Origin of the sequence: Flavobacterium sp. NPDC079362 (genome assembly GCF_050267765.1) — a bacterium.
Lineage (GTDB): Bacteria > Bacteroidota > Bacteroidia > Flavobacteriales > Flavobacteriaceae > Flavobacterium > Flavobacterium azizsancarii.
Genome location: NZ_JBNNFM010000029.1, coordinates 40,419 through 64,651, shown reverse-complemented (window position 1 = coordinate 64,651; position 24,233 = coordinate 40,419). Strand labels below are relative to the sequence as shown.

Here is a 24,233-nt window from a genome sequence, read left to right as displayed (position 1 = left end):
GGCTGCATAATCATTGATTTTAGTACTTAAATATAAGAAAAATCAATGTGTAAAACAAAAAAAAACTGCCCGAAATTACTTTTCGGACAGCCTCATGCTGATTAATCGTTTATAGTAATTGAAACCAGATAACGTTTACATAATAAATCCGACAGGTTTTAGAAACCTGTCGAATTTGATATTAGTAAGAATTAGTTTTTTAAATACTTTTCTAAAAACTGATCTTGTTCCCAAAGTAAGTGCAGGATATTTTCTTTTGCTACATAACTATGTGCTTCTTTAGGTAAAATTACCATTCTGGCAGTTGCTCCCAAACCTTTTAGTGCCTGATAATAGCGTTCTGTCTGCAAAGTAAAAGTTCCCGGGTTATTATCAGCTTCACCGTGAACTAATAACATAGGTGTTTTCATCTTATCTGCATTCATAAAAGGAGACATTGCGGTGTAAACTTCTGGAGCTTCCCAATAATTGCGTTGCTCTGTCTGGAAACCAAATGGAGTCAGAGTTCTGTTGTACGCGCCACTTCTGGCAATTCCGCAAGCAAAAAGATCAGAATGTGTTAGTAAATTAGCAGTCATAAAAGCGCCATAAGAATGTCCTCCAACCGCAACTTTTTTACGATTTATATATCCCAAAGCATCAACAGCGTCAATTGCAGCTGCAGCATTGTCTACTAATTGAGAAATAAAGTTATCATTAGGTTCAGTTGTTCCTTCACCAATAATAGGGAAAGCCGCATCATCAAGAACAACATATCCTTTGGTTACCCAATATACAAACGATCCGTAGTAAGGAAAAGTAAATTCATTTGAATTTTGAGTCGATTGTCCTGCGCTGTTTCTGTCTTTATATTCAGCAGGATAGGCCCAGATCAACAACGGTAATTTCTCTTTTTTTACTTTGTCATAACCAGCAGGCAGGTATAAAGTTCCTGAAAGTTCAACACCATCTTTACGTTTGTATTTGATGACTTCTTTGCTGACATTTTTAATGCTCTCAAACGGATTTTTGAAAGAAGTGATTGGTGTCAGGCTGTTTTGTTTTTTAATATTTCTGAAATAATAATTCGGATATTCACTTTTAGACTGAATCTGAACTAAAACTTTACCGGTTTTGAAATCTTCAATTCCTAACAAATCTTCTTTTTTGTCTTTATAAGTTGAAGTGTAAATGCGTTTTGATTGTAATGTTTTCAAATTGAATTCAGAAATAAAAGGAAATTGTCCTTCTTTAGTATATCCTTCACCAATAAGGAAAGCATTATCTTTCTCGATCGCTAAAACGTATTTGTTGTATTGATTCTTCTTAGTTTCAAAAACTCCCGGATCAGAATAAACATCTTGCTGATTTCTATCAGTAATTACTTTTGGCTGCTGTGCAGGATTTGACGGATTGATCAAATATGTTTTTGTATTACGCGTATCGTACCATTCATCCGTAAGAAATGCAGTAGTATCATTACCCCAAACAATATCGCTGTAACGCTGCGGTATTTTGGCTAATGAAGCTGCATTGTTTGCAAATGGAGCATCCCAAAGATAAACTTCGTCTCTAAAATCGACTTTGTTTGCCGGGTCTCCTTCGTCTAATGCTACAACATAAGATAATGTTGCCGGTTTGTCATTTCTCCAGCTCATTTCTCTTTTTCCTTTGCGAACGGCCATAAAACCTTTTGGGATTACTTCGTTTAACGGAACTTCGTTAACAGTTTTAACTTCTTTTCCTTTAGAGTCATAAACAATTGTTTTAGAAGGAAATCTGTTTAAGGGTACAACGTACGAAAACGGTTTTTGAATTGTAGTTACCATAATAAAATTGCCATCTGGCGAAATTCTTTCTCCGGCATACATTGCCGCATCTTTGAATAAAGTAGCTGTTCCGTTAAGGTTGACTTTATACAATTCAGACGTGATGATGTTTTCAAAATTAATTTCATCATTCTGATTTTTCAGCATATCAGGATATGTTCTATTTTGAGATTTTGCTCCTGCTGTACTGGAAATGATTGGTCCGGTTGGTAGATCTTTTTTAGAATCTAATAAAGGTTTTCTGTTTTTTGGAAGCATTTTTACCAAAATAGTTTCGTTGTCTAAAAACCAGCTAAACGGATTACCAAGGTTTGCATTTACAGTTGCATCAGTAAGTTTTGTTGCTTTTGCAGTTGCTACATCCAATACCCAAAGTTCAACACCTGAATTTGTAGTATGCGAAAACAAAATTTTCTTATCATTTGGAGACCATAGAATATTGCTTATTTTGGGGTTTTGAGGTAAACCTGAAACTTGTATTTCTTCTTTTCCACTAATTTTTCTTAATTTAAGATTGATAGTGTAAGTTACTGTACTGGAAATATTCGTTACCGGATTAATTCGTAAACCACCCAAACGAAGTTCTTCCTGATTTAAATCGTCTAATGTTTTGTAAGTACTTCTGTACAACAATAACATGTTCTCTTTTTTTGTATCCATAGATACTGTAGGAGCTCTTTCGTAATCAGCTAAATCTAAAATAGATTTAGAAGGTTTTTGATAGGTTAAGTTTTCTTGGGCAAAGGCAAAAAAGCCAATGTTAAGAAATAAGAGGAGTGTAACCTTTAATTTCATAATTTGAATTTTAGGAGTTTAAAAATGGTATTTGTAATGTTTGACTAAAGTACTTTAAACTTGTTACATATTATGCGTTATTTTTCATACTTTTCAGTGTTTTGATCTGAAAACTGTTTTTTTGCGATATAAAAAGCTCTAATTGACCTTATAATTAAAGTATATTGAATTGCTAATAACGAAAAAAACACTAATTTGTACACTAATGTTTTAAAGTATACTTAGATTTGCAATCCAATTTTTTAATAAATAATAAAAGAATATGTATCATTCAAAAATAACGGGCTTAGGATATTATGTTCCTTCAAATGTTGTGACCAACGACGATTTGTCTAAGATTATTGATACCAATGATGAGTGGATTCAGGAGCGTACGGGAATTCAGGAGCGCAGGCATATTATTCGTGGAGAAGATACCACAACTACAATGGGAGTAAAAGCAGCTAAAATTGCTATAGAACGTTCCGGCGTAGCCAAAGAAGATATCGATTTTGTAGTTTTTGCTACATTAAGTCCGGATTACTATTTTCCAGGACCCGGAGTTTTAGTACAACGCGATTTAGGATTAAGAACCGTAGGAGCATTAGATGTCAGAAATCAATGTTCTGGTTTTGTTTATGCTATTTCTGTTGCTGATCAATACATTAAAACGGGAATGTATAAAAACATTTTGGTTATTGGATCTGAAGTACATTCAACAGGATTAGATATGACTACTCGTGGTCGTGGAGTTTCGGTTATTTTTGGAGATGGAGCAGGAGCAGCTGTTTTAAGCCGTGAAGAAGATTTGACAAAAGGAATTTTATCAACTCACCTGCATTCAGAAGGACAACACGCAGAAGAATTATCTTTGCAGGCACCAGGAATGGGAGCACGCTGGGTAACTGATATTCTGGCTGATAATGACCCAAATGACGAAAGTTATTATCCGTACATGAATGGGCAATTTGTATTTAAAAATGCAGTAGTTCGTTTTGCTGAGGTAATTAATGAAGGTCTGGAAGCAAATGGTTTACAAGTTTCAGATATAGATATGTTGATTCCGCATCAGGCGAATTTGAGAATTTCACAATTCATTCAAAACAAATTCAAATTAAGAGATGATCAGGTTCATAATAATATCCAGAAATACGGAAATACAACCGCAGCATCTATTCCAATTGCCTTAACAGAAGCTTGGGAACAAGGAAAAATTAAATCAGGAGACACAGTTGTTCTGGCTGCTTTTGGTAGTGGTTTTACCTGGGCAAGCGCAATTATTAAATGGTAAATTAATTCATCTTGCATTATATTTTTAAAACCTGCTCTTTTTTGGAGCAGGTTTTTTTATACCAATTTGTCAGGCTGAGCGGAGTCGAAGCCAACGTTCCAATTGGCAAGTCTTTTATTTTGAGGATGAGATTTCGATTTTAATTAATATTTTTGTTAAGTCAGACAAATGATCAAACATCTCTCAAATAAAAATGAAAAAAAATCAACTGGAAATAGCCTGTTTCAATTATGAATCGGCGATAATAGCACAGGAAAGTGGTGCAGACAGAATCGAATTGTGTGACAATATGCAACTTGGCGGAACAACACCAAATACTGTTCTTGCTGCACGGGTTCGTGAAAAGTTATCTATTAAAATGCATGTTATTATCAGGCCTCGAGGTGGGGATTTTGTTTATAACGACGAGGAATTTATCGAAATGAAACAAGACATAAAATCCTTTAAAAAACTAGGTGTTGATGGTTTTGTTTTTGGGATTTTAAATTCGGACGGAAGTGTCAATAAAAAACAAAATCAGGAATTAGTTCATTTGGCAAGTCCGCTTTCTTGTACTTTTCACCGTGCTTTTGATGTTGTTGATTCTATAGAGAAAGGTCTTGATGATGTTATAGAATGCGGTTTTCAAACTATTCTGACTTCCGGTAGAGGAAAAAATGTCGAAGAAGGAATTGATGATCTGATACAGATTCAAAAGCTAGCTAAAAACCGAATAGAAATTATGCCGGGCGGAGGTTTACGATCTTCGAATATTAAATTATTACAAGAAAAACTAGAGCCTACTTTTTATCATTCGTCAGCAATTACAAATAATACCCAAACAGCAAATCCGGAAGAAATAAAAGAATTGCGCAATTTTTTATAAGTAATAGATATAAACTAAAAAAGCCTGGAGTTGGCAAACTCCAAGCTTTTCTTTTCTACAAGAACTATTAAAATCTACTATTAAAAGTGGGATTAAAACATTCCGCCACCACCTTTGCTAGTGTTATCTTCTCTTTGTTTACGTTCTAAGTTTTTGATTTTTGCTCCACCAAAATTATACGTTAAACCTAAATAAACGGTTTGACTCTCCCATTTAAACTGGCCTTCATGCGCGTAAGGATACATAGCATCAAAAGAATATTTCATAGTATTGAAAACGTCATTGAAACGTAAACTTATGTTCATCTTGTTGTCTAACAATGTATAACGTGAACCCATGTCCATTTTGTACATTTCATGACTGTTATTTTGAAGTCCGTCAACTCCACCTCTGTAAAAACCAAATAATAAAAAGCTTAAACGTTTGTTTACTTTAAAGTTGGAATTCATACGTCCATTAAATGCTGCAACAGTAACTTTTCTTTCAATCGGACTACTTGTTTGTGTTACAGGATCGTATGCGAATACAACTCCTTGTTGATTGATGCTTGAGAAATCAATAGATGGCGCGATATCCCACCATTTTGTGATTTTGTAATTAAAAGAAACCTCAAATCCATAAGAAGTATTATGATCATAATTGGTATAAGTCAGGATTTGTTTGTTACCTGTTGGATCTGTATCATCAGGATATAAAATTCTGCTAATCTGATCGTTGATGCTTCTGTAGAAAACACCAGTTGTAAAACTTCCTTTTGTAAAAGTTTTAGTGTAATTTACTTCAACAGAGTTGGTGAATTGTGGTCGCAATTCAGGATTTCCTATTGATGTTACTAATGGGGTCGAAAACTCACGGATAGGTTTGGTTTGCTCTAAACTTGGACGGTCTACACGACGGCTATAGCTAAATTGCAATGTGTTTTTCTCATTCAGGTTGTACGTTAAATAAGCTGATGGATATAAAGTAATATAATCATCATTAAATTTTTCAAGACCATGATTTAAATTAGCTGCTACTTTATAGCTTTCAAAACGTGCTCCTAATTGGTAACTGAATTTTTTAAATTTTTGACCAAATGTTACATAAGCCGAATAAATATCAGTGTCATAAGTATAATTAGAAACAGGTATTGCTGCAAGCGGATTTCCTGTAATATAATCATTGTCTGTTTTAGTGATTCTTGCTTCTGCACCAGCTTCAAGAGTTGTTTTCTCGTTTAAAGGATTTACGTAATCAACGTTTAAAGTAGTCAGTTTACGTGTTCCTTTTATAAAGTCATCATAAATAACATTGTTTTGAGTATTGTCAGTATTTATGGTTTGAGTATCAAAAGAGGAATACTGAGTTTCTTTATTGTCGCTATAATTTCCTTCGAAATCTAAAGTATGTCCTTCTTTTTTAAAGATATGTTTGTACGCTAAATTATATGTACCAACCTGGTCTGGTCCCGAATATTTAGATTTTTGAAAGATTTTTGAAACGTCAGCATCAGTTACATTATTATAATCAATAGCAGTATTTACAAAACCTTTTCCGTTTGATTTATTCTGATTGGTGTAGAATGATAAAGTATTGTGATCATCGATTAAATAATCCATTCCAATTTTATATAAATAAGAATCATTATCATTCAAAACATCAATTTTTTGAATAACTTCAGGATCGAATCTTTTGATGAAACCGTCGTTTTGATACGTTCCGAAGTTTTGTCCTGCGTTTCCAAAGAAATTTACTTTACCTGTTTTGTAATTCAAGTTTAAAGATTGATTGTATTTAGCCGTTTCTCCAAAGGTGATTCCTCCACTGTAACTTCCGTTGAAACCGGTATTTGTGTTTTTATGCAAAACGATATTGATAATTCCGGACATTCCTTCGGGATTGTATTTTGCACTTGGATTGGTGATCAACTCAATTTTTTTGATAGAAGTCGAAGGAATTTGTTTTAGCAATTGAGCAGGATCAATATTTGATGGTCTTCCGTCAATTAATACACGAACATTGTCATTTCCGCGAAGCGAAAGTTTTCCGTCCTGATCCACATTTACTGATGGAATGTTGTTCATGATATCAGATGCAGAAGCTCCTGCAGTAGTCAAATCTTTACCAACGGTAATTACTTTTCGGTCAATTTTTTGTTCTATTGTCGAGCGGTCACTTACTATGTTTACTCCTTTAAGTTGCGTTGCTTCTTCTTCTAGGGAAACATTAATCGTAGCTGTTTTTTTATTATCGCCTAAAACAATCGTACCAGTATATTTTTTGAATCCAATGTATTGAATTTCGATCGTATAACTTTTTAAAGCTAAGTTTTTAATGGTAAAACCTCCATTGTCGTCTGTATTAACTCCTGTAACTGCTTTTCCGTTGTCTTTGATCGAGACTGTTGCGTAAGAGATAGGTGCGTTATTCGATTTTTCGGTAATTTTTCCGGAAACTGATCCGGTGTTCTGGGCCTGAGCTGTTGCAAATACCCCCAGTAATGCGAACAGAAAAAATTTTAATTTCATAATGTTAGTATCGATTATTTTGATTTGATTGATGATGATTGTTTTTTTTTTTGTTAGTTTCTTTTTTTTCTTCAAACGAATTCAAAGTTCTTATTAAGACTCTTTTATCACCGATATGTTACAGAAAAAAACAAAAAAGATTATGTTTTTTTTAAGAGAGTCTGTTTTTTAATAGATTAGCGTTTTAATTTTTTGATAATTTTAACATTCAAAAGAAAATACTTTTTACAGATATTGAAGAGTTTTGTTGTATTTTATATGTTTTTCATTTTCTGTAATTGCTGAATAAGCAGTATCTTTGCTCACTTTAAAAATAAGTTTACATGTCATTATCACAAATTCTTACTCCTTCTATACAAAAAGCAATACAAGCATTATTTGATGTTACTGTTGATAAAATCGAATTTCAAACTACTCGAAAAGAGTTTGAAGGCGATATTACTATGGTTATTTTTCCTTTACTAAAAGTGATCAAAAGCAATCCCGTAGAATTAGGAAATAAAATAGGAAATTATTTAGTAGAGAATCTTCCTGAGGTATCACGTTTCAATGTTGTTTCGGGTTTTTTGAATATTGTAATTGCCGATAGTTATTATTTGAGTTTCTTTAATGAAATAAGAGAAAATCAAAAATTTGGATATTTTACTCCAAATCCTGATGAGAAAGCTATTATGGTCGAATACTCTTCGCCAAATACCAATAAACCTTTACACTTAGGTCACGTTCGTAACAATTTATTAGGGTATTCTGTTGCTGAGATTATTAAAGCTTCAGGAAAAAAAGTATACAAAACACAGATTATCAACGACCGTGGAATTCATATTTGTAAATCGATGCTGGCTTGGCAGAAATTTGGAAATGGTGAAACTCCGGAAAGCTCAGGTCTAAAAGGAGATAAACTGGTTGGTAAATATTATGTTGAGTTTGATAAAGCTTATAAAGCTGAAATTTCTCAATTGATGGAAGCTGGAAAAACCGAAGAAGAAGCTAAGAAGCAAGCCCCAATTATTATTGAAGCACAAGAAATGCTTAAAAAATGGGAAGCCGGTGATGAAGAAGTTATTTCTCTATGGAAAAAAATGAACCAATGGGTTTACGATGGTTTTGCAATAACATACAAAAATTTAGGAGTTAATTTTGATAAATACTATTACGAAAGTAATACCTACTTATTAGGAAAAGATGTTGTACAGATAGGTCTGGATAGTGGTGTTTTCGAAAAAGATCCTGACGGTTCAGTTTGGATTGATTTAACAGATGAAGGCCTGGATCGTAAAATTGTATTGCGTTCAGACGGAACTGCTGTTTATATGACACAAGATATAGGAACTGCAATTCAGCGTGTAAAAGATATGCCTGATGTTGGCGGAATGGTTTATACAGTAGGTAACGAACAAGATTATCACTTTAAAGTATTGTTCCTGATCCTGAAAAAATTAGGTTTTGACTGGGCTTCAAGTTTGTATCATTTGTCATACGGAATGGTTGATTTACCATCAGGAAAAATGAAAAGCCGTGAAGGTACTGTTGTAGATGCTGATGATTTAATGCAGGATATGACAGATACTGCACAACAAATCTCAGAAGATCTGGGGAAACTAGATAGTTATTCTGCAGAGGAAAAAGCTAAATTGTATAAAACAATTGGTCTGGGAGCTTTAAAATATTACATTTTAAAAGTAGATCCTAAAAAACGTATTTTGTTTAATCCGGAAGAATCTGTTGATTTTGCAGGAAATACAGGTCCGTTTATTCAATATACTTACGCGAGAATTCAGTCAATTATCCGTAAAGCCGATTTCGATTTTTCGGCACAAACCAATACGGAAGAATTGCATGAAAAAGAAAAAGAATTGGTAAAACAAATCGAACTTTTTCCGGAAGTAATTCAAAATGCTGCTCAAAATCATAGTCCTGCGTTAATTGCCAACTATACGTATGATTTGGTAAAAGAATATAACTCTTTCTATCAGTCAGTTCATATATTAGGAGAAGTAGATCAAACAAAGAAAATATTCAGAGTACAGCTTTCTCAAAAAGTGGCTGAGGTAATAAAGAGTGCTTTTACTTTACTAGGAATCGAAGTTCCCGAGAGAATGTAAGTGTAATAAATAAAAAATAAAGTCTTAAAAATTTAGGAGTCGATGATTGTAAAATTATCGGCTCTTTTTTTTTTGAAAAAAGTTTATAATTTACGATTAGTGAGTTCCTGAAAAATGAAATAATTATTATGAAATGGTTAACGATTTTGCTTGAAAATTTTCTTGTAAAAAAAATAAATTAACATTTGCAAATGTCGTTTTTATAGCTAAGTTTACGGTAAGAAAATGATTTATAAAAATAGCCTAAAAAGCCAGTAAATATAGGAGATGAGCTAATTTTTTTTCTCTTTTAAGATAAGCGAGGAAGCTGAAAATCGTAAGAGTAAGCAAAACTAAAAACCCAAAACAATGATTAAAAACCCTTTTTTATTACTAGCACTTCTTCTAGTATGTTGTACAATTAATGCACAAGATTTAATTTCGCCTTCTTATGGATTTTCTCATAGTAAAACGGCTTACATTACTTTAGCTGACGGAACTGAAATCAACGGAACTATCAAAGATATTGATAGAGACAAAGGATTAATTGAGTACATTAAATTACAAGACGGAGCTGGAAAAAAACACAAACTAAAACCAGAAGATATTAAATTTATGTACTTACCTCCAAGTGGACTTGACAACTTAGGTAAGAAGCTTAATTTCCTTGAAGACTTTAAAAAATGGAATGACACTAAGTTAAACCAGGATTTTTTAAATCAAGGTTATGCTTATTTCGAAACAGCTGATGTAAAAATCAAAAAGAAAAACAGCAAATTATTAATGCAATTGCTTAATCCTTCATTCAGTAAAGATTTTAAAGTTTATTGTGATCCTTATGCAAAAGAAACTACTTCATTAGGAGTTGGTGGCGTTAAATTTATTGGTGGAGATGCAAAATCTTACTACGTAGCTAAAAAAGATTCACCAGCATTCTTGTTAAAGAAAAAAGATTACAAAAAAGAGTTTGCTCCATTATGGGGAAGCTGTGAAAAAGTAATTTCTGGAAATCCTGAGCCTAAATGGACAGATTTAACAAAACATATTGTTGCTTATTCTGAGTGTGTAGATCCAAGCTAATACGTAACAAGATAGTCTATATTTGATCTTGATATTCTTTAATAGATTTTCAGCTTAATATAGCAAACAAAAAAAGCCGATAGTTCCAGAACTATCGGCTTTTTTAATAACTAACACAAATATTTTTATTTTACAAATTTGTCTATAATTGCATCTGATTCTGCTTTTGTAGCAGTTGGTTTTAAATCAAATAAAAGAGAATAAAGCGCTTTTCTGTCTACTTTAGCTTCCAGGTTTAAATCTTTGTGTCTGTCGAACAATGTTTGCCATTTGTCACGAACATTTTTCCAAAGAGCATTGTTTTCTTTCCACCATTTTTGCCCGGCGATACATTTAATGTCTGCAACTTTAGTATAAATATCCATACCTTTTTCCTGAGCTAATAATACATCTTTTCCGCTTTCGTCACGAATCAATTTGTCATTGTCTTGTTCATGATTCCATCCTGTAGCAGTAATTTCGTGAATGTTTCTTCTTTTCAAAACATTGTAGTCATTACGTTTAGTTTGCTCTCTTCTTGGTAGAGGAGCATCAGCAATGTTTGCCCAGTAATCTTGTCCGTCTACATGTACCCAGGTTGATGATCCTTCGTATCTTGGACTATCATCTACCTGATATACTTTTTGGGTCCATTGTCCTTTTACGGCTTTTTTGTCTAATTTTTTATATTTCCATGAAGACCCTTTGTCAAATGAATACAAATCAGTGTTTTCGTATAGCCAATCTTGTCTCCAGTGTTTGATGATCATATCGTCACTTACTATTAATAAGTGTTGCATTACAATTTTGTTAGGAGTGTCTTCTAGTAACTCTACCCATTCTAATGCAGATTCGTGTTTCGTTTCAGAAGGTTTGTAAGTAAGAGAATCTTTAGGATACTGAAAAGTTTCAGCAAAATTAAACTTCACTTCATAGCAACCACACATTGATTTGATTGATTTAATGTCTTGTTGCTTTTTATCCTGACTGAAACCAAGGCTACAAGTCAAAGCCATAACGGCTGAAAAATAGAGGCTTTTTGAAATCATAATTTATTATTTTGTTTTTATATTTTTTTGCAAATATATAATTTTATTTAGAACAAATAAAAATAGTTTATATATTTGCGCCATTATTAAGACTTAATAAAAATAATGAAAATAAAATTTATCCTTTTTGCAGCTTTTCTTTTTTGTCAAATTTCTTTTGCACAAGTAAAGGATACTACGGCTGTAAATAAGCTTTCTGAAGTGGTTGTGACGGGACAGTTTGAGCCACAATCTATTAAGAAATCTGTTTTTAATGTTCGTGTGATCTCAAGCGAGGACATTCAAAATTTAGCGGCAAATAATTTGTCCGATGTTTTAAATCAATACTTAAATATTACAGTTCGACCAAGTGGAACAAGTGGGCGATCTACAGTTTCCTTATTTGGATTGGATGCTCAGTATTTCAAAATTTTGGTAGACAATGTCCCTTTAGTTAATGAAGCAGGCTTTGGTAATAATACAGATCTGTCACAAATTAATCTTAATGACGTTGATCACATCGAAATTGTCGAAGGTTCAATGGGAGTTAGTTATGGTGCAAATGCGGTTAGTGGTGTTCTGAATATAATTACAAAAAAATCTTCGCAATATAAATGGGGTATTACGGCATCAGTTCAGGAAGAAACAGTGAATAATGAATATTCACTTTTTGATCAGGGACGCCATATTCAGTCGTTAAAAGTTTCTCATACATTCAATAAAAATTGGTTTGTTTCAATTGGAGCCAATCGCAATGATTTTCAGGGATATTTAAGTGATAAAAATGGGGTCGATTATGCTGAAAATGATGGTACACGTGGTTATCGATGGTTACCAAAAGACCAGTTAAACGGCACGGCTTTAATAGCGTATCACAAGGATAATTTTCGTTTTTTCTATAAATTCGAATATTTAGATGAAAACGTAGATTATTATAATAGTACAGTACAATCAGGATTTAATGATGTTTTAGGGTCGTACCGCTATGCAAGTGACAAAAGATATTTAACCAGCAGGTATTTTCATAACTTAAATGCTACTGGAAAACTATTCTCTCAGTTGAATTATAATATTTCTCTTTCGCACCAGAAGCAGGCGAGAGATGTAGAAGATTTTAGATATTATCTATCTACTAAAACTGAAGCGAACAATGTTACTGTTAAAGATCAGTCTATGGAAGTGCTTTATTCTACAGGGACTTTAAATAACTTTTTCTCAAGTAAAATTGTTGATTTGCAATTAGGTTATGAGTTCGTTAATAATCGAGGATATGCATTAGTTCAGGAAGCTAATAATATCATGGTACCTGTTCGTAAAATACTTGAAAACTATGATTTTTTTGCTTCTTCAGAAATTATGGCGAGTGAGAGATTGTCTATCCGACCAGGAATTAGATTTTCTGCTCAGTCTCAGTTTGACAATCAATATGCATCATCTCTTGGTTTAAGATATTTATTTGATAAAGGAATTGAACTTCGGGGTTCTTATGGGAACTCTTTTAGAACACCAACTTTTGAGGAATTGTATTCAAAACAAATATTTGACGGACACTTTTTTACAGGTAATGAAAATCTTATTCCTGAAACCAGTACGTCTTATGAAGCCAGTCTTAAAAAAGCGACTACATTTTCTTCGGGAGCACAGCTTTCGAACACATTTGCCGGAAGTTACTTAGATGTTAATGATAGGATTGATATGGCACTTGTAAGATTTAATCCGGATACAGGAAATCCGGAGTATCAATATGTGAACATCAGTAAATACAGAATGTGGAATTTCTCTACAATGAACCAATTCAGAAAAGATAATCTAACTTTTAACTTTGGTGCAGCATTAATTGGAGTTTCTCAGGAAATAAAAAATGAGGTATTTGCTTCAGATGATAAGTTTCTTTATTCTTTCAATTTAAATGCTAGTGTTTCATACAAACTTCCAAAATGGAAAACTATTCTTTCAGGTTATTACAAATACAATGGCAGAACACAGCAATTTATAGAAGGAGCTTCATCTTATGTCTTATCGACAATTGATCCAAGTAATTGGCTTGATGCTACTGTTCGACAAAACTTTTTCAAAGATCATTTTGAAGTTACCATTGGGGCAAGAAATATTCTTGATATAAAAAGCGTAAATCAAACAGGAACAAATCCAAATGCTGCACATGCTTCTTCAGGGGATGTAATGCTTGCTTACGGGCGTTCCTACTTTTTAAAATTAACATATAATCTTAATCTTTAATATAAAATAGAAATACAATGAAAAAACTATTATTTTTATCAATAGCCTTATTATCACTAGCAGCATGCTCAAGTAATGACGATAATACGCCTGCACCTGAAGTTCCAACTGTTGGGGCAACATTAAAAGAAACAGTAGGTGGGCCAAATCAGCCAAATCAGGTCTATCTTGATTTAAGTGCTGCAGAATCTAAATCTGTAAACAGAGCTTCTTGGGATTTTGGATTTTCTTCAAATTCAGAGTTTAGAGTAATCCTGAATGGTTCTCTTAAAATGGCTGCAAAAAAATTAGCAACTTCTGATATTACTTTACCTCAAACAATTGATATAAGTGTTTTAGCTGCTGGTGGTGAAAATCTCTCATCAAACGGATATGTTGATAATCCAACAGGTGTTTTGGCTGGTGCCGGAGCGGGAATCGGAACTGCAGTTGCTGAGATTTCAGCTACTGATGCAGATAATAAAGTATATTTAGTGAATTTAGGATTAGCTGTTGGAACTGCAAAAGCAAACATTGGATCAGTGGCGGTTGATGGTGAAGCAAGAGGTTGGAAAAAAGTTAGAATTTTAAGAAGTGGAAATGGATATAAAATTCAATACGCAGATTTAGCTTCATCAACTTTTACAGAAAAAGTGATTACGAAAGATGCAGCATTTAATTTTACATTTTTTAGTTTAACTTCTGGTACTGCTGTCTCAGTGGAACCAGCAAAAATAAAATGGGATTTGAATTTCACTACTTTCACAAATTACATTCCAGGTGAAAAAGGAGAAGTTACTTACGGATATTCAGATTTTGTTACTTCTAATATAAACGCAGGAACACAAGTTTATCAAGTTTTAGTCGCTTCAGGAGGATCTTATGCCGATTTTACAAAAGCTAAAGTTGAGGAATCTAATTTTAGCGTTTCTACAAAAGATCAAAGAATTATAGGGGCAAACTGGAGAAATGGTGGCGGACAAAATGGTTCATTGCCAAGTATTAAAACAGACCGTTTTTATGTAATAAAAGATGCGGCTGGAAATTACTATAAAGTAAAATTTCTTGCAATGACGAATGACGCAGGCGAAAGAGGAAATATTGTTATAGAATATGCGATCTTGAAATAAACAATAATAAAGGAATAATCTAATTGAAAAAAGATTATTCCTTTATTGATTATAAATATGTCCGATTAAAATTCAGTTAATCATTAGCTTTGTTTTTTTATTTTTTTTTTGATAAAGAGGTTAGATTTATCTAGCCTCTTTTTTTGTTTTATTTTTAATGTTAAAAACAATTCATAAATTAATGTTTAGTTCTATCTTTGCGCAACTTTTTATAAGGAATTAATAGGAATTTTGAATAAAAATTTTAACTAAACCTTTCTTCAAATTTATAATTACTAGTGAACACAAAATCTTATTTTTTTCAGTCTTTTGCAATTGTAGCCTTAGCATTCGTAGCTTTCATTGGATTTAAACAAATCTTACCTGATAAAATTTTTCCGGATAGCAAAGTAGATTCTAAAAACGTACTTATTGATAGTTTGCTTTTAGAATCAGTAGCAAACGATTCTTTGGCGCTAAAAGGAGATAGCATTTCTGAAAGTGAAAAAAAGGAAGCGGGAGAGAAAATTACTTTTGGAGCTTCAGAAGGAATTGAATTTCCATCTGAAACTTTTGAGAACTATACAGGATATCAATATCTGATTTCTTTTTATGAAAAATTATATCAGTTAGAGAAGAATCCACAAGCCAAAGTAAGGATTGCTTATTACGGAGATTCAATGACAGATGGCGATTTAATCGTACAGGATGTTCGTTCTAATTATCAGGAACGATTTGGCGGTAGCGGTGTTGGTTTTGTTTCTATTACCTCAGAGTCTGCTGCATCAAGAGCATCAGTGAAATCTACTTATTCTAAAAACTGGAAAACACAGTCCTATTTAAATATAAAAAGCCCGGCGAGTCCTTTTGGGGTAAATGGCCATGTGTTTTTTGCAAATAATAAAGCCAACACAACCTGGGTTCAATATGAAGCAGGACTAAATAAATATGCGACAACATTAGACAACCCTACCTTGTTTTATGGAAAGTCAACAAGAAAAGGAAACGTAAATTTTATTATTGGAAAAGATACATTACGTAAAAGTCTTGTTCCCGGTAACCTCGTTAATACTTTAAAAGTGACTTCGGGAAACATCAAAGCATTTAAGGCAAATTTCATAAATTCAGATTCAATTCCAATTTATGGCTTTAATTTTGATAACGGAAGTGGAGTTCATGTTGATAATTTCTCTCAAAGAGGAAATTCAGGACTGCCAATCTCTATGTTTAACGCAAATGTAATGCAGGGATTTAATAGTAATTTGAAATACGATTTAGTTATTCTGCATTACGGAACCAACGTTTTAAACTACGGAACTAAAAATTATTCGTGGTACGAAAGAGGAATGACAAAAGTGGTTAATAAAATTAAGGAATCTTTTCCCGGAGTTTCTGTCTTGATTATTTCAACAGCAGATAAGTCGACGAAATATAATATGGAAATGAAAAGTGATTCGGCTGTAGTTCCTTTAATGAAATCACAAAAAAGATATGCTTTGGATACTGAATCCGGATTTGTAAATTTATATACCTTAATGGGCGGCGACGGATCAATGGTAAAATGGGTAGATGAGTCTCCGGCAAAAGCCAATAAAGATTATACACATTTTAATCAACGTGGTGCAAAAGCCATAGGTAAGTTATTATACGATCAATTAAATAAAGGATACGAAGAGTACAAAGTATTACGCGAAAAGAGATCAACTGATGTCAATAAACGGAAGACAGTCAGGAAAACAAATACAGATTCCGTATCTGTAACAAAAGATAGTGTAGATGAGTAGACTTATTATTTTCTTTTGTTGTCTTTTTTTTACAACAAATGATACAACAAAAGAAACAGATTCACCGCCAATAACAAAAAACATGATTCATAAAGTCGAGAAAGCAGCAATCGATTCTTTCCCTGAGGATAAAATCTATAATGCAAAAGTCTTAGAACATTTTTTTCTGAAATTAAAGGAAAACGAAAGTCATAGTAATCAGAAGATAAACATTGTGCACATTGGTGATTCTCATATTCAAAGCGATTTAATGACCAATGAAATCAGAAAGAATCTTCAGCAAAAATTCGGAAATGCCGGTCGGGGATTGGTTTTTCCTTATCAATTGGCAAAAACAAATGGTTCTTATAACGAACGTTTTTATTCCAACCGAGGTTGGGAAAGTTATCGAAACATTAATCCTTTCAAGAGTCATCCTGTTGGTTTAAGCGGAATAGCACTTTGGCGGGATACTGGTGGTTTTGCGATTGAACTGAATATAAAAGAACCAGCATATAAATTCAATTCAATAAAGATTATTACACCGCAAAATCAGAATATGTTTGATTTGGCAATATCTTCCCAAACAAAGACGATTCAGTCGACAGAGCGAAAAATAATCACACATAAAATAAAAAAGGGAGAAGCGATTTCGACTATTGCAGATAAATACAAAATTTCAATCGCTGATATCAAAAGAGAAAATCATTTAAAGTCTAATAATATTCGTGCCGGAAGAATATTGAAAATTCTGACGAATGAAACAAGGCCTAAAAATATTACAAGTTCAGAATTTATTGCTCTTGATCTTGAAGCCGATTCATTTTCTCATTACTATCATTCTGAAAAAGAGTTGAGTAAAATATTTTTAGTTCCTAATAAAGAGGCTTCGAAATACGAATTGAACGGATTAGTTTTAGAAAAAGACAGTTCAGGCTTAATTTATAGCAATATTGGAGTAAACGGAGCTAAATTTTCAGATTATAATAAATACCCATTATTCTTTGTCCAGTTAAAAGCATTGCATCCTGATTTGTTGATTTTTGCATTAGGAACAAATGAAAGTTACGACCATATGGAAGCCGGTGCTTATATAGCGGAATTGCGACTGTTTATAAAGAATATAAAAGATCAGAATATCGATGCTCCTATAATTGTTATGACACCGCCGCCTTCACTGCTTAAAGCAAGAAGACCTAATGTTTATATTCGTGATTATGCAAAAAGTATTATTGAAGCAGCAAAAACAGATGGATTTGCAGTTTGGGATTTATATGACGAATTTGGAGGAATGGATGGAATTCAAAATTTAAAGTCCACAGGGTTAATTGGTCCGGATTGGGTTCATTATTCAAAAACAGGATACGAAAAACAAGGGAATTTGTTTACAGAGGCATTTTTAAAAACATACGATAATTTTAAATTAAAAAATTAAGTTGACTACAATTGATAGCATAAATAATTGGTTTGTTCAGAACTTTGGCGAGGTTACTTTAGAACAGGCAAAAAGTTGGTTTGTATACAATCCCGAAGAAAAACTATTATTTAACACGGGATTATTCTTAGGATTATTTCTTGTTTTTTATTTTGTGTACGCTTTTTTACGCAAAACATTTTATTTGAGATTAACATACGTTATTCTCTTTTCTCTTTTCTTTTATTATAAGTCAAGCGGAATTTATTTTTTACTGTTATTACTCTCTTCAGTCGTAGATTACGGTTTAAGTCAGATAATTTACAGAGAAGCAAAAGTCAGCCGAAAGAAAATCTATTTGATTATTAGTGTCATTCTGAATTTAGGATTGCTGGGCTATTTCAAGTATATGAATTTCATGATTGTGACATTCAATGATATGTTTCATGGTAATTACCAGCTTCATGATATTTTTCTGCCTGTTGGAATTTCGTTCTACACGTTTCAGTCGATGAGTTATATCATTGAGATTTATCGTGAGGAAATTAAGCCAACAAAAAACTACATCGAATATTTATTTTTCGTTTCGTTTTTTCCACAGTTAGTTGCAGGGCCAATTGTTAGGGCAAAAGATTTCTTACCACAGATTTATCAAAAGTTAAACCTGACCAAGCAAGACGTAAACAATGCTTTGTTTTTGATCATTGGCGGATTAATCAAGAAAACAGTAATCTCAAATTATATCTCTATAAATTTTGTTGACCGTGTTTTTGACACACCAATGAATTACACGTCCTTCGAAAATTTAATGGCGTCATACGGATATGCAATTCAGATCTATTGTGATTTCTCAGGATATTCAGATATGGCAATCGGAATCGCTTTGCTATTAGGATTCAAATTACCGGCCAATTTTAGAACGCCATATAAATCAACATCAATTACTGATTTCTGGAGAAGATGGCATATTTCGTTATCAACCTGGTTAAAAGATTTCTTGTATATTTCTATAGGAGGAAATAGAGAAGGAACATTCGCAGGGTTTTTATTTCCAAGTTTATTTTTCTTCGGATTGTTGCTTTGGGGAATTTCGAACGTAAACGAAAGTTTTATTCCGTTAGCCATTGCTTTTGGCGCAATTGTTCTTTTTAGTCTGACATTTTTACTTTCAAAAAAGAGACACCAAACGCTTGTAACCAATTTCAACTTATTTACCACAATGCTTTTAGGAGGATTATGGCATGGAGCGGGAGCACAGTTTATTGTTTGGGGAGCATTACACGGATTAGCATTAGCAGTTCATAAGATGTTCATGGAATTTTTTCCTTCCAAAAAAGAAGGTAATGATTCAGGTTTCTTATGGAAATTCTTCTCGATCCTTATAACTTTTCATTTTGTAGTTTTCTGTTGGATCTTTTTCCGCGCCAGAGATTTCGAAACAGCCTTACAGGTGATCAACAATATTGGTCAGTTGACTTTCGAACCTGAAAATTGGAAAACAATCGTATTGGGATATAAAAACGTATTTTTACTAATGCTTTTTGGATACGTTTGGCACTTTTTACCAGAAGTTATTACCTCTAAAATGAAATTTGTTTTCGATAATACGCCACTAATAGGAAAAGCAATAATTCTTGGTTTTGTTTATTGGATTGTTTACGCAACAGCAGTTGCAGGTTCACAGCCTTTTATTTATTTCCAGTTTTAAAAAATATTGCCACAAAGGCACAAAGGCGCAAAGATTTTATTCTTTGTGCCTTTTTTTTGAAATATTGCCAGAATAAAAATAAAAAACTTCGTGTCTTTGCGTCTTCGTGGCAAAAAAATGCCCTTAAATAAAAATTGCCTGAAATGTCTAATTAGATTATCTTTGCACTTCAAATAAAGAAAAAATTATGTTTGATAATTTAAGTGATAAGTTAGATAAAGCCTTCCATATATTAAAAGGGCACGGTAAAATTACAGAAGTAAACGTTGCCGATACCTTAAAAGAAGTTCGTCGTGCCTTATTAGACGCCGATGTTAACTTTAAGATTGCTAAAGATTTTACAACCAAAGTAAAAGAAAAAGCAATTGGTCAGGACGTTTTAACAACACTTCAGCCAGGACAATTATTGGTGAAGTTAGTAAAAGATGAACTAACCGAGTTGATGGGTGGCGATGTTGCAGGAATTAATCTTTCAGGTAATCCAAGTATTATTTTGATGTCAGGACTTCAGGGTTCTGGTAAAACAACTTTCTCTGGTAAACTAGCCAATTTTTTAAAAACAAAGAAAAATAAAAAACCACTTCTTGTAGCGTGTGATATCTACCGTCCTGCGGCGATCAATCAGTTGCATGTTGTTGGGGACCAAATAGGTGTTGAGGTATACTCAGAGCCGGAAAATAAGAACCCCGTTGAGATTGCTCAAAACGCAATCAAATACGCAAAAGAAAACGGTTTCAATGTTGTTATTGTTGATACTGCCGGTCGTTTAGCAGTAGACAAAGAAATGATGGACGAAATTGCTCGTGTTCATAAAGCAATTCAGCCACAGGAAACTTTGTTCGTTGTAGATGCAATGACAGGACAAGATGCTGTAAATACAGCAAAAGCCTTCAACGATATTTTAAATTTTGATGGAGTTATCTTAACCAAATTAGATGGAGATACTCGTGGTGGAGCTGCAATTTCGATTAAAACAGTTGTAAACAAACCAATCAAATTTGTAGGTACAGGCGAGAAGATGGAAGCAATTGATGTTTTCTATCCAGATCGTATGGCGGAGCGTATCTTAGGTATGGGTGACGTTGTGTCGCTTGTAGAGAGAGCACAAGAGCAATTTGATGAAGAAGAAGCAAGAAAACTTCAAAAGAAAATTGCTAAAAACGAATTCGGTTTTGATGACTTCTTAACGCAAATTCAGCAAGTAAAGAAAATGGGTAACATGAAAGACTTAGTCGGAATGATACCTGGTGCTTCAAAAGCCATGAAAGATGTAGAAATAGAAGATGATGCTTTCAAACATATAGAAGCAATCATTCACTCGATGACACCAATCGAAAGAAGCAAACCTGCCATTATCGACGTAAAAAGAAAAGCCAGAATCGCTAAAGGTTCCGGAACGAAAGTCGAGCAAGTAAATCAGTTAATGAAGCAATTCGATCAAATGAGCAAAATGATGAAGATGATGCAAGGTCCGGGCGGAAAAAACCTGATGAAAATGATGGGAGGCATGAAAGGAATGCCAGGCGGAATGCCGAGATAATAAAATAAGAAAAAAGTTTCAAGTTTCAGGTTTCAGGTTTTGAGACTGAAATTTGAAACTTTTTTCATTATAATAAATTTAATAAGTTTCGTTTTAACGTGAACCTGAAACTTGAAATAAAAAAATAAACCTGAAACAAAAAACAATGCAACTACTAGACGGTAAAAAAACAGCTGAAGACATTAAAAACGAAATTGCAGCCGAAGTTCAATCGATAAAAGATGCCGGAGGAAAAGTACCTCATTTGGCAGCCGTAATCGTTGGTACAAACGGGGCAAGTTTAACTTACGTAGGGAGTAAAGTGAAATCTTGCCAGCAAATTGGCTTCGATTCTACTTTAGTAAGTTTACCGGAAGATATTACCGAAGATGAGTTATTAGCCAAAATTAAAGAGCTAAACGAAGATGATGATCTTGACGGTTATATTGTTCAGTTGCCTTTACCAAAGCATATCGACGAACAAAAGATTTTATTGGCAATTGATCCTGATAAAGATGTTGATGGTTTTCATCCAACAAACTTCGGAAAAATGGCTTTAGAGATGGAAAGCTTCATTCCTGCGACACCATTTGGAATCATGCAATTGTTAGAGCGTTATAAAGTTGAAACTGCCGGAAAACATACCGTTGTTATTGGCAGAAGCAATATCGTTGGCCGACCAATGAGTATTTTAATGAGCCGTAAAGGAAATCCTGGGGATTCAACCGTTACTTTGACACATAGCCGAACTAAAAATTTAGCTGAATTTACTAAAAATGCTGATATTATAATTACAGCTTTAGGTGTTCCTGAATTTTTAAAAGCAGATATGGTAAAAGACGGAGTAGTAGTAATCGACGTTGGAATCACAAGAGTTGACGATGCTTCAAACCCAAAAGGCTACGTTATAAAAGGTGATGTTGATTTTAACGAAGTAAGCAAAAAGTCATCATTCATAACTCCGGTTCCTGGTGGAGTAGGACCAATGACAATTGCAATGCTGCTTAAAAATACACTTTTAGCAAGAAAAATGAGAAGCGCGAAAAAATAATTTTTGCATCAAATAATAAACAAAGCCTATTCAATCGAGTAGGCTTTGTTGTTTTATATACTTTGGGCGTGACCGTATTTACAAAAGGCGCTATTTAACTCGCCTTTTATGTGCGCCTTTCGCAAATACGGTCGGGCTATCCATGCTACTTCGGTAGCTTATTCCTATCCCTCACTCGAGCAAAACAGTTTTCATTCTCAGTCTCAGTTTTCAGCACAATCTTGTCATTTCGATTTCTATGATATAACCAAATTTTTTGTCTTTTTCAACGGATTTTAATCTGTTGCTACAACATAACGCATTCCTCTTGAATTTTAGAAAGAGTTCCGGAGGAACAAAATATATTGTAGGGATGTCCCGATAGCTATCGGGATTAATCCATTCTCCGCAAAGTTTAAACACAGTTCATCTCGACGAAGGAGACCCGAGCGATAGCGAACAGACGAAGTAGGTCACACAAGAAACTCGACAAAGATTGGCGAATATCTTAACGGACATAATAGTGAGATCTCTCGTTTCGAGATAACAAACTATGTGGTTACTTCTCTGTCTATTTACACATTCTTTAAATTAATGACATTGCCTTACGGGACAAAAAGAATATCGATAATTTTTTTCTGCCAATATTTAGTCTCTAGTAACTACTCCGTTAGGAGTTACAGATCGGTAGAAAAAATATACAGCCAACCAATGGAATATCCCGTAGGGCAATTTCATTAAGTTAAGCTTTTTTGAATTGGCTCCAGCTTTAGCTGGAGTTTACATAAGATCAATCTAAATGGCTTTAGCCAAAAATGCGTGATTCGGCTAAAGCCATCTTAATTACGCGTATTCAACACCACCAGCTTCAGCTGGTGGCTAGTCAATAAATTAAACACTTAAAAATTTGGTGACTCTTTGTTTGAAAATTGGTTGGTCACAATTGCCTTAAAAAAGCTTAACTTAATGACATTGCCCGTAGGGATTACAGATTCAGACAAAGCAGAATCAATTTATACGTATGAAAAATAATCATCATAAAAAAAATCAGTTTTTCTACTTGTCAATTCAAAATAAAATATAACTTTGCACTACAAAGTACTTTATTTATGAGTCAGAAGCACCAAGAAGATTTAGCACACATTCGTTCCATGATGGAGCGCTCTTCACGATTTATATCCTTAAGCGGGCTCTCAGGAGTTTTTGCAGGTCTGTCAGCATTAATTGGTGGATTGTATGTTTACCAGTTGTTTAAAGCAAACGGAATTGAATATTTTGGCGGACAACAAATTATTATTCCTTTTAGTTTAGTATCTCAATTGTTTTATACTGGTTTGATCATTTTGGCTTTTGCTTTTGTATTTGGACTTACTTTTACCATCAGGAAGAGCAAAAAATATGATTTACCAATTTGGACTTCTGCAACAAAAAATATGCTATTCAATTTGGCTGTTCCCCTAGTGGCGGGAGGTATATTTTGTCTGGCACTTTTACATCATGAAATTTATGGTTTAATTGCTCCGGCAACTTTGATTTTTTACGGTTTAGCACTTATTAACGCTGAGAAATATACGTTTTCAGATATTAAATACTTAGGCTTCTGTGAGTTAGTTTTAGGGTTTGTTTCTCTTTTTTTTATTGGATATGGTTTAGTTTTTTGGATCATTGGATTTGGTATTTTGCATATCTTGTACGGGCTAATAATGTTCAAAAAATATAAATAAATCCACGCAATGGGAATCATTGATAAACTAAATAAAGATTTTGAAAGCCGCGTCAGATTGGGTATTATGTCCGTTCTGATGGTCAATGAATGGGTTGATTTTACTGAGATGAAAAATCTTCTGAATATTACAGATGGCAATCTTGCCAGTCATTCCTCAGCACTTGAAAAATCAGAATATATCGAAGTCAAAAAAGAGTTCGTGGGCAAAAAGCCTAAAACCTCTTATCAGGTTACTCCCAGAGGACGTGCGGCCTTTAAGGAACACCTTTCTTACCTTGAAAAATTAATGAAATCGTAATAACTATATTTTTTTACCTAAATACTTTGAAATGCA

16 protein-coding genes are annotated in these 24,233 nt (G+C 33.5%); 13 read left to right on the top strand and 3 right to left on the bottom strand.

The features are described 5' to 3' along the window. Positions 1 to 191: 191 nt before the first annotated feature. Positions 192 to 2,603, bottom strand: a complete 2,412-nt coding sequence (locus tag ACQKCJ_RS19840) for a prolyl oligopeptidase family serine peptidase (protein WP_427402764.1) — start codon at positions 2,601 to 2,603, stop codon at positions 192 to 194. A 262-nt stretch (positions 2,604 to 2,865) separates the two neighbouring features. Between ACQKCJ_RS19840 and ACQKCJ_RS19835 the strand changes: the two genes are divergently transcribed. Then, on the top strand, positions 2,866 to 3,873 hold the full coding sequence (locus tag ACQKCJ_RS19835) for a 3-oxoacyl-ACP synthase III family protein (protein ID WP_271334682.1): 1,008 nt from the start codon (positions 2,866 to 2,868) through the stop codon (positions 3,871 to 3,873). Between the two features lie 193 nt (positions 3,874 to 4,066). Then, entirely contained in the window at positions 4,067 to 4,738 is a 672-nt protein-coding gene (locus tag ACQKCJ_RS19830) for a copper homeostasis protein CutC (RefSeq protein ID WP_271334683.1), read from the top strand. A gap of 92 nt (positions 4,739 to 4,830) precedes the next feature. Here ACQKCJ_RS19830 and ACQKCJ_RS19825 read toward each other — a convergent pair whose 3' ends face one another. Then, entirely contained in the window at positions 4,831 to 7,245 is a 2,415-nt protein-coding gene (locus ACQKCJ_RS19825) for a TonB-dependent receptor domain-containing protein (RefSeq protein ID WP_427402763.1), read from the bottom strand. 323 nt (positions 7,246 to 7,568) lie between these two features. On the opposite strand from ACQKCJ_RS19825, the gene argS reads away from it, so the two are divergent. Next, positions 7,569 to 9,347 (top strand): arginine--tRNA ligase, encoded by a 1,779-nt coding sequence (gene argS / locus ACQKCJ_RS19820; RefSeq protein ID WP_427402762.1) that lies wholly within the window; start codon positions 7,569 to 7,571, stop codon positions 9,345 to 9,347. A 348-nt stretch (positions 9,348 to 9,695) separates the two neighbouring features. Further along, entirely contained in the window at positions 9,696 to 10,406 is a 711-nt protein-coding gene (locus ACQKCJ_RS19815; protein ID WP_271334686.1) for a hypothetical protein, read from the top strand. Between the two features lie 125 nt (positions 10,407 to 10,531). On the opposite strand, the gene ACQKCJ_RS19810 is transcribed toward ACQKCJ_RS19815, so the two are convergent. Next, the gene (locus tag ACQKCJ_RS19810) at positions 10,532 to 11,434 is read right to left on the bottom strand and encodes a DUF6607 family protein (RefSeq protein ID WP_427402761.1); all 903 of its coding nucleotides are present in this window, start codon (positions 11,432 to 11,434) and stop codon (positions 10,532 to 10,534) included. A 105-nt stretch (positions 11,435 to 11,539) separates the two neighbouring features. Between ACQKCJ_RS19810 and ACQKCJ_RS19805 the strand changes: the two genes are divergently transcribed. From ACQKCJ_RS19805 to ACQKCJ_RS19765, 9 genes are all read left to right on the top strand, one after another. Next, positions 11,540 to 13,651, top strand: coding sequence for a TonB-dependent receptor plug domain-containing protein (locus tag ACQKCJ_RS19805; protein WP_427402760.1), 2,112 nt, complete (start codon positions 11,540 to 11,542; stop codon positions 13,649 to 13,651). Positions 13,652 to 13,668: 17 nt separating this feature from the next. Continuing rightward, positions 13,669 to 14,760 carry an HmuY family protein gene (locus ACQKCJ_RS19800; RefSeq protein ID WP_427402759.1) on the top strand — a complete coding sequence of 364 codons (1,092 nt, stop codon included), beginning with the start codon at positions 13,669 to 13,671 and terminating at the stop codon, positions 14,758 to 14,760. Positions 14,761 to 15,038: 278 nt separating this feature from the next. Beyond that, on the top strand, positions 15,039 to 16,523 hold the full coding sequence (locus ACQKCJ_RS19795; RefSeq protein WP_427402758.1) for an SGNH/GDSL hydrolase family protein: 1,485 nt from the start codon (positions 15,039 to 15,041) through the stop codon (positions 16,521 to 16,523). Continuing rightward, on the top strand, positions 16,516 to 17,937 hold the full coding sequence (locus ACQKCJ_RS19790; protein WP_271337405.1) for a GDSL-type esterase/lipase family protein: 1,422 nt from the start codon (positions 16,516 to 16,518) through the stop codon (positions 17,935 to 17,937). Before ACQKCJ_RS19795 ends, ACQKCJ_RS19790 begins: the two co-directional genes overlap by 8 nt. A gap of 1 nt (position 17,938) precedes the next feature. Then, the gene (locus ACQKCJ_RS19785) at positions 17,939 to 19,624 is read left to right on the top strand and encodes an MBOAT family O-acyltransferase (RefSeq protein WP_271337406.1); all 1,686 of its coding nucleotides are present in this window, start codon (positions 17,939 to 17,941) and stop codon (positions 19,622 to 19,624) included. A gap of 187 nt (positions 19,625 to 19,811) precedes the next feature. Beyond that, complete coding sequence (gene ffh / locus ACQKCJ_RS19780; RefSeq protein ID WP_271337407.1) at positions 19,812 to 21,164, top strand: signal recognition particle protein; 1,353 nt, start codon at positions 19,812 to 19,814, stop codon at positions 21,162 to 21,164. Positions 21,165 to 21,309: 145 nt separating this feature from the next. After that, positions 21,310 to 22,194, top strand: coding sequence for a bifunctional 5,10-methylenetetrahydrofolate dehydrogenase/5,10-methenyltetrahydrofolate cyclohydrolase (locus ACQKCJ_RS19775; protein WP_271337408.1), 885 nt, complete (start codon positions 21,310 to 21,312; stop codon positions 22,192 to 22,194). A gap of 1,088 nt (positions 22,195 to 23,282) precedes the next feature. After that, the gene (locus tag ACQKCJ_RS19770; RefSeq protein ID WP_271337409.1) at positions 23,283 to 23,897 is read left to right on the top strand and encodes a hypothetical protein; all 615 of its coding nucleotides are present in this window, start codon (positions 23,283 to 23,285) and stop codon (positions 23,895 to 23,897) included. Positions 23,898 to 23,906: 9 nt separating this feature from the next. Beyond that, on the top strand, positions 23,907 to 24,197 hold the full coding sequence (locus ACQKCJ_RS19765; protein ID WP_055093284.1) for a winged helix-turn-helix domain-containing protein: 291 nt from the start codon (positions 23,907 to 23,909) through the stop codon (positions 24,195 to 24,197). Positions 24,198 to 24,233 lie beyond the last annotated feature (36 nt).

Excerpts from the sequence above, each read along its gene's own strand:
- ACQKCJ_RS19825 (WP_427402763.1), bottom strand. The coding sequence starts at position 7,245 with ATGAAATTAAAATTTTTTCTGTTCGCATTACTGGGGGTATTTGCAACA.
- ACQKCJ_RS19775 (WP_271337408.1), top strand. The coding sequence starts at position 21,310 with ATGCAACTACTAGACGGTAAAAAAACAGCTGAAGACATTAAAAACGAA.
- ACQKCJ_RS19800 (WP_427402759.1), top strand. The coding sequence starts at position 13,669 with ATGAAAAAACTATTATTTTTATCAATAGCCTTATTATCACTAGCAGCA.
- ACQKCJ_RS19805 (WP_427402760.1), top strand. The coding sequence starts at position 11,540 with ATGAAAATAAAATTTATCCTTTTTGCAGCTTTTCTTTTTTGTCAAATT.
- ACQKCJ_RS19830 (WP_271334683.1), top strand. The coding sequence starts at position 4,067 with ATGAAAAAAAATCAACTGGAAATAGCCTGTTTCAATTATGAATCGGCG.
- ACQKCJ_RS19840 (WP_427402764.1), bottom strand. The coding sequence starts at position 2,603 with ATGAAATTAAAGGTTACACTCCTCTTATTTCTTAACATTGGCTTTTTT.
- ACQKCJ_RS19765 (WP_055093284.1), top strand. The coding sequence starts at position 23,907 with ATGGGAATCATTGATAAACTAAATAAAGATTTTGAAAGCCGCGTCAGA.
- ACQKCJ_RS19815 (WP_271334686.1), top strand. The coding sequence starts at position 9,696 with ATGATTAAAAACCCTTTTTTATTACTAGCACTTCTTCTAGTATGTTGT.
- ACQKCJ_RS19770 (WP_271337409.1), top strand. The coding sequence starts at position 23,283 with ATGAGTCAGAAGCACCAAGAAGATTTAGCACACATTCGTTCCATGATG.
- ACQKCJ_RS19790 (WP_271337405.1), top strand. The coding sequence starts at position 16,516 with ATGAGTAGACTTATTATTTTCTTTTGTTGTCTTTTTTTTACAACAAAT.
- ACQKCJ_RS19810 (WP_427402761.1), bottom strand. The coding sequence starts at position 11,434 with ATGATTTCAAAAAGCCTCTATTTTTCAGCCGTTATGGCTTTGACTTGT.
- ffh (WP_271337407.1), top strand. The coding sequence starts at position 19,812 with ATGTTTGATAATTTAAGTGATAAGTTAGATAAAGCCTTCCATATATTA.
- ACQKCJ_RS19835 (WP_271334682.1), top strand. The coding sequence starts at position 2,866 with ATGTATCATTCAAAAATAACGGGCTTAGGATATTATGTTCCTTCAAAT.
- argS (WP_427402762.1), top strand. The coding sequence starts at position 7,569 with ATGTCATTATCACAAATTCTTACTCCTTCTATACAAAAAGCAATACAA.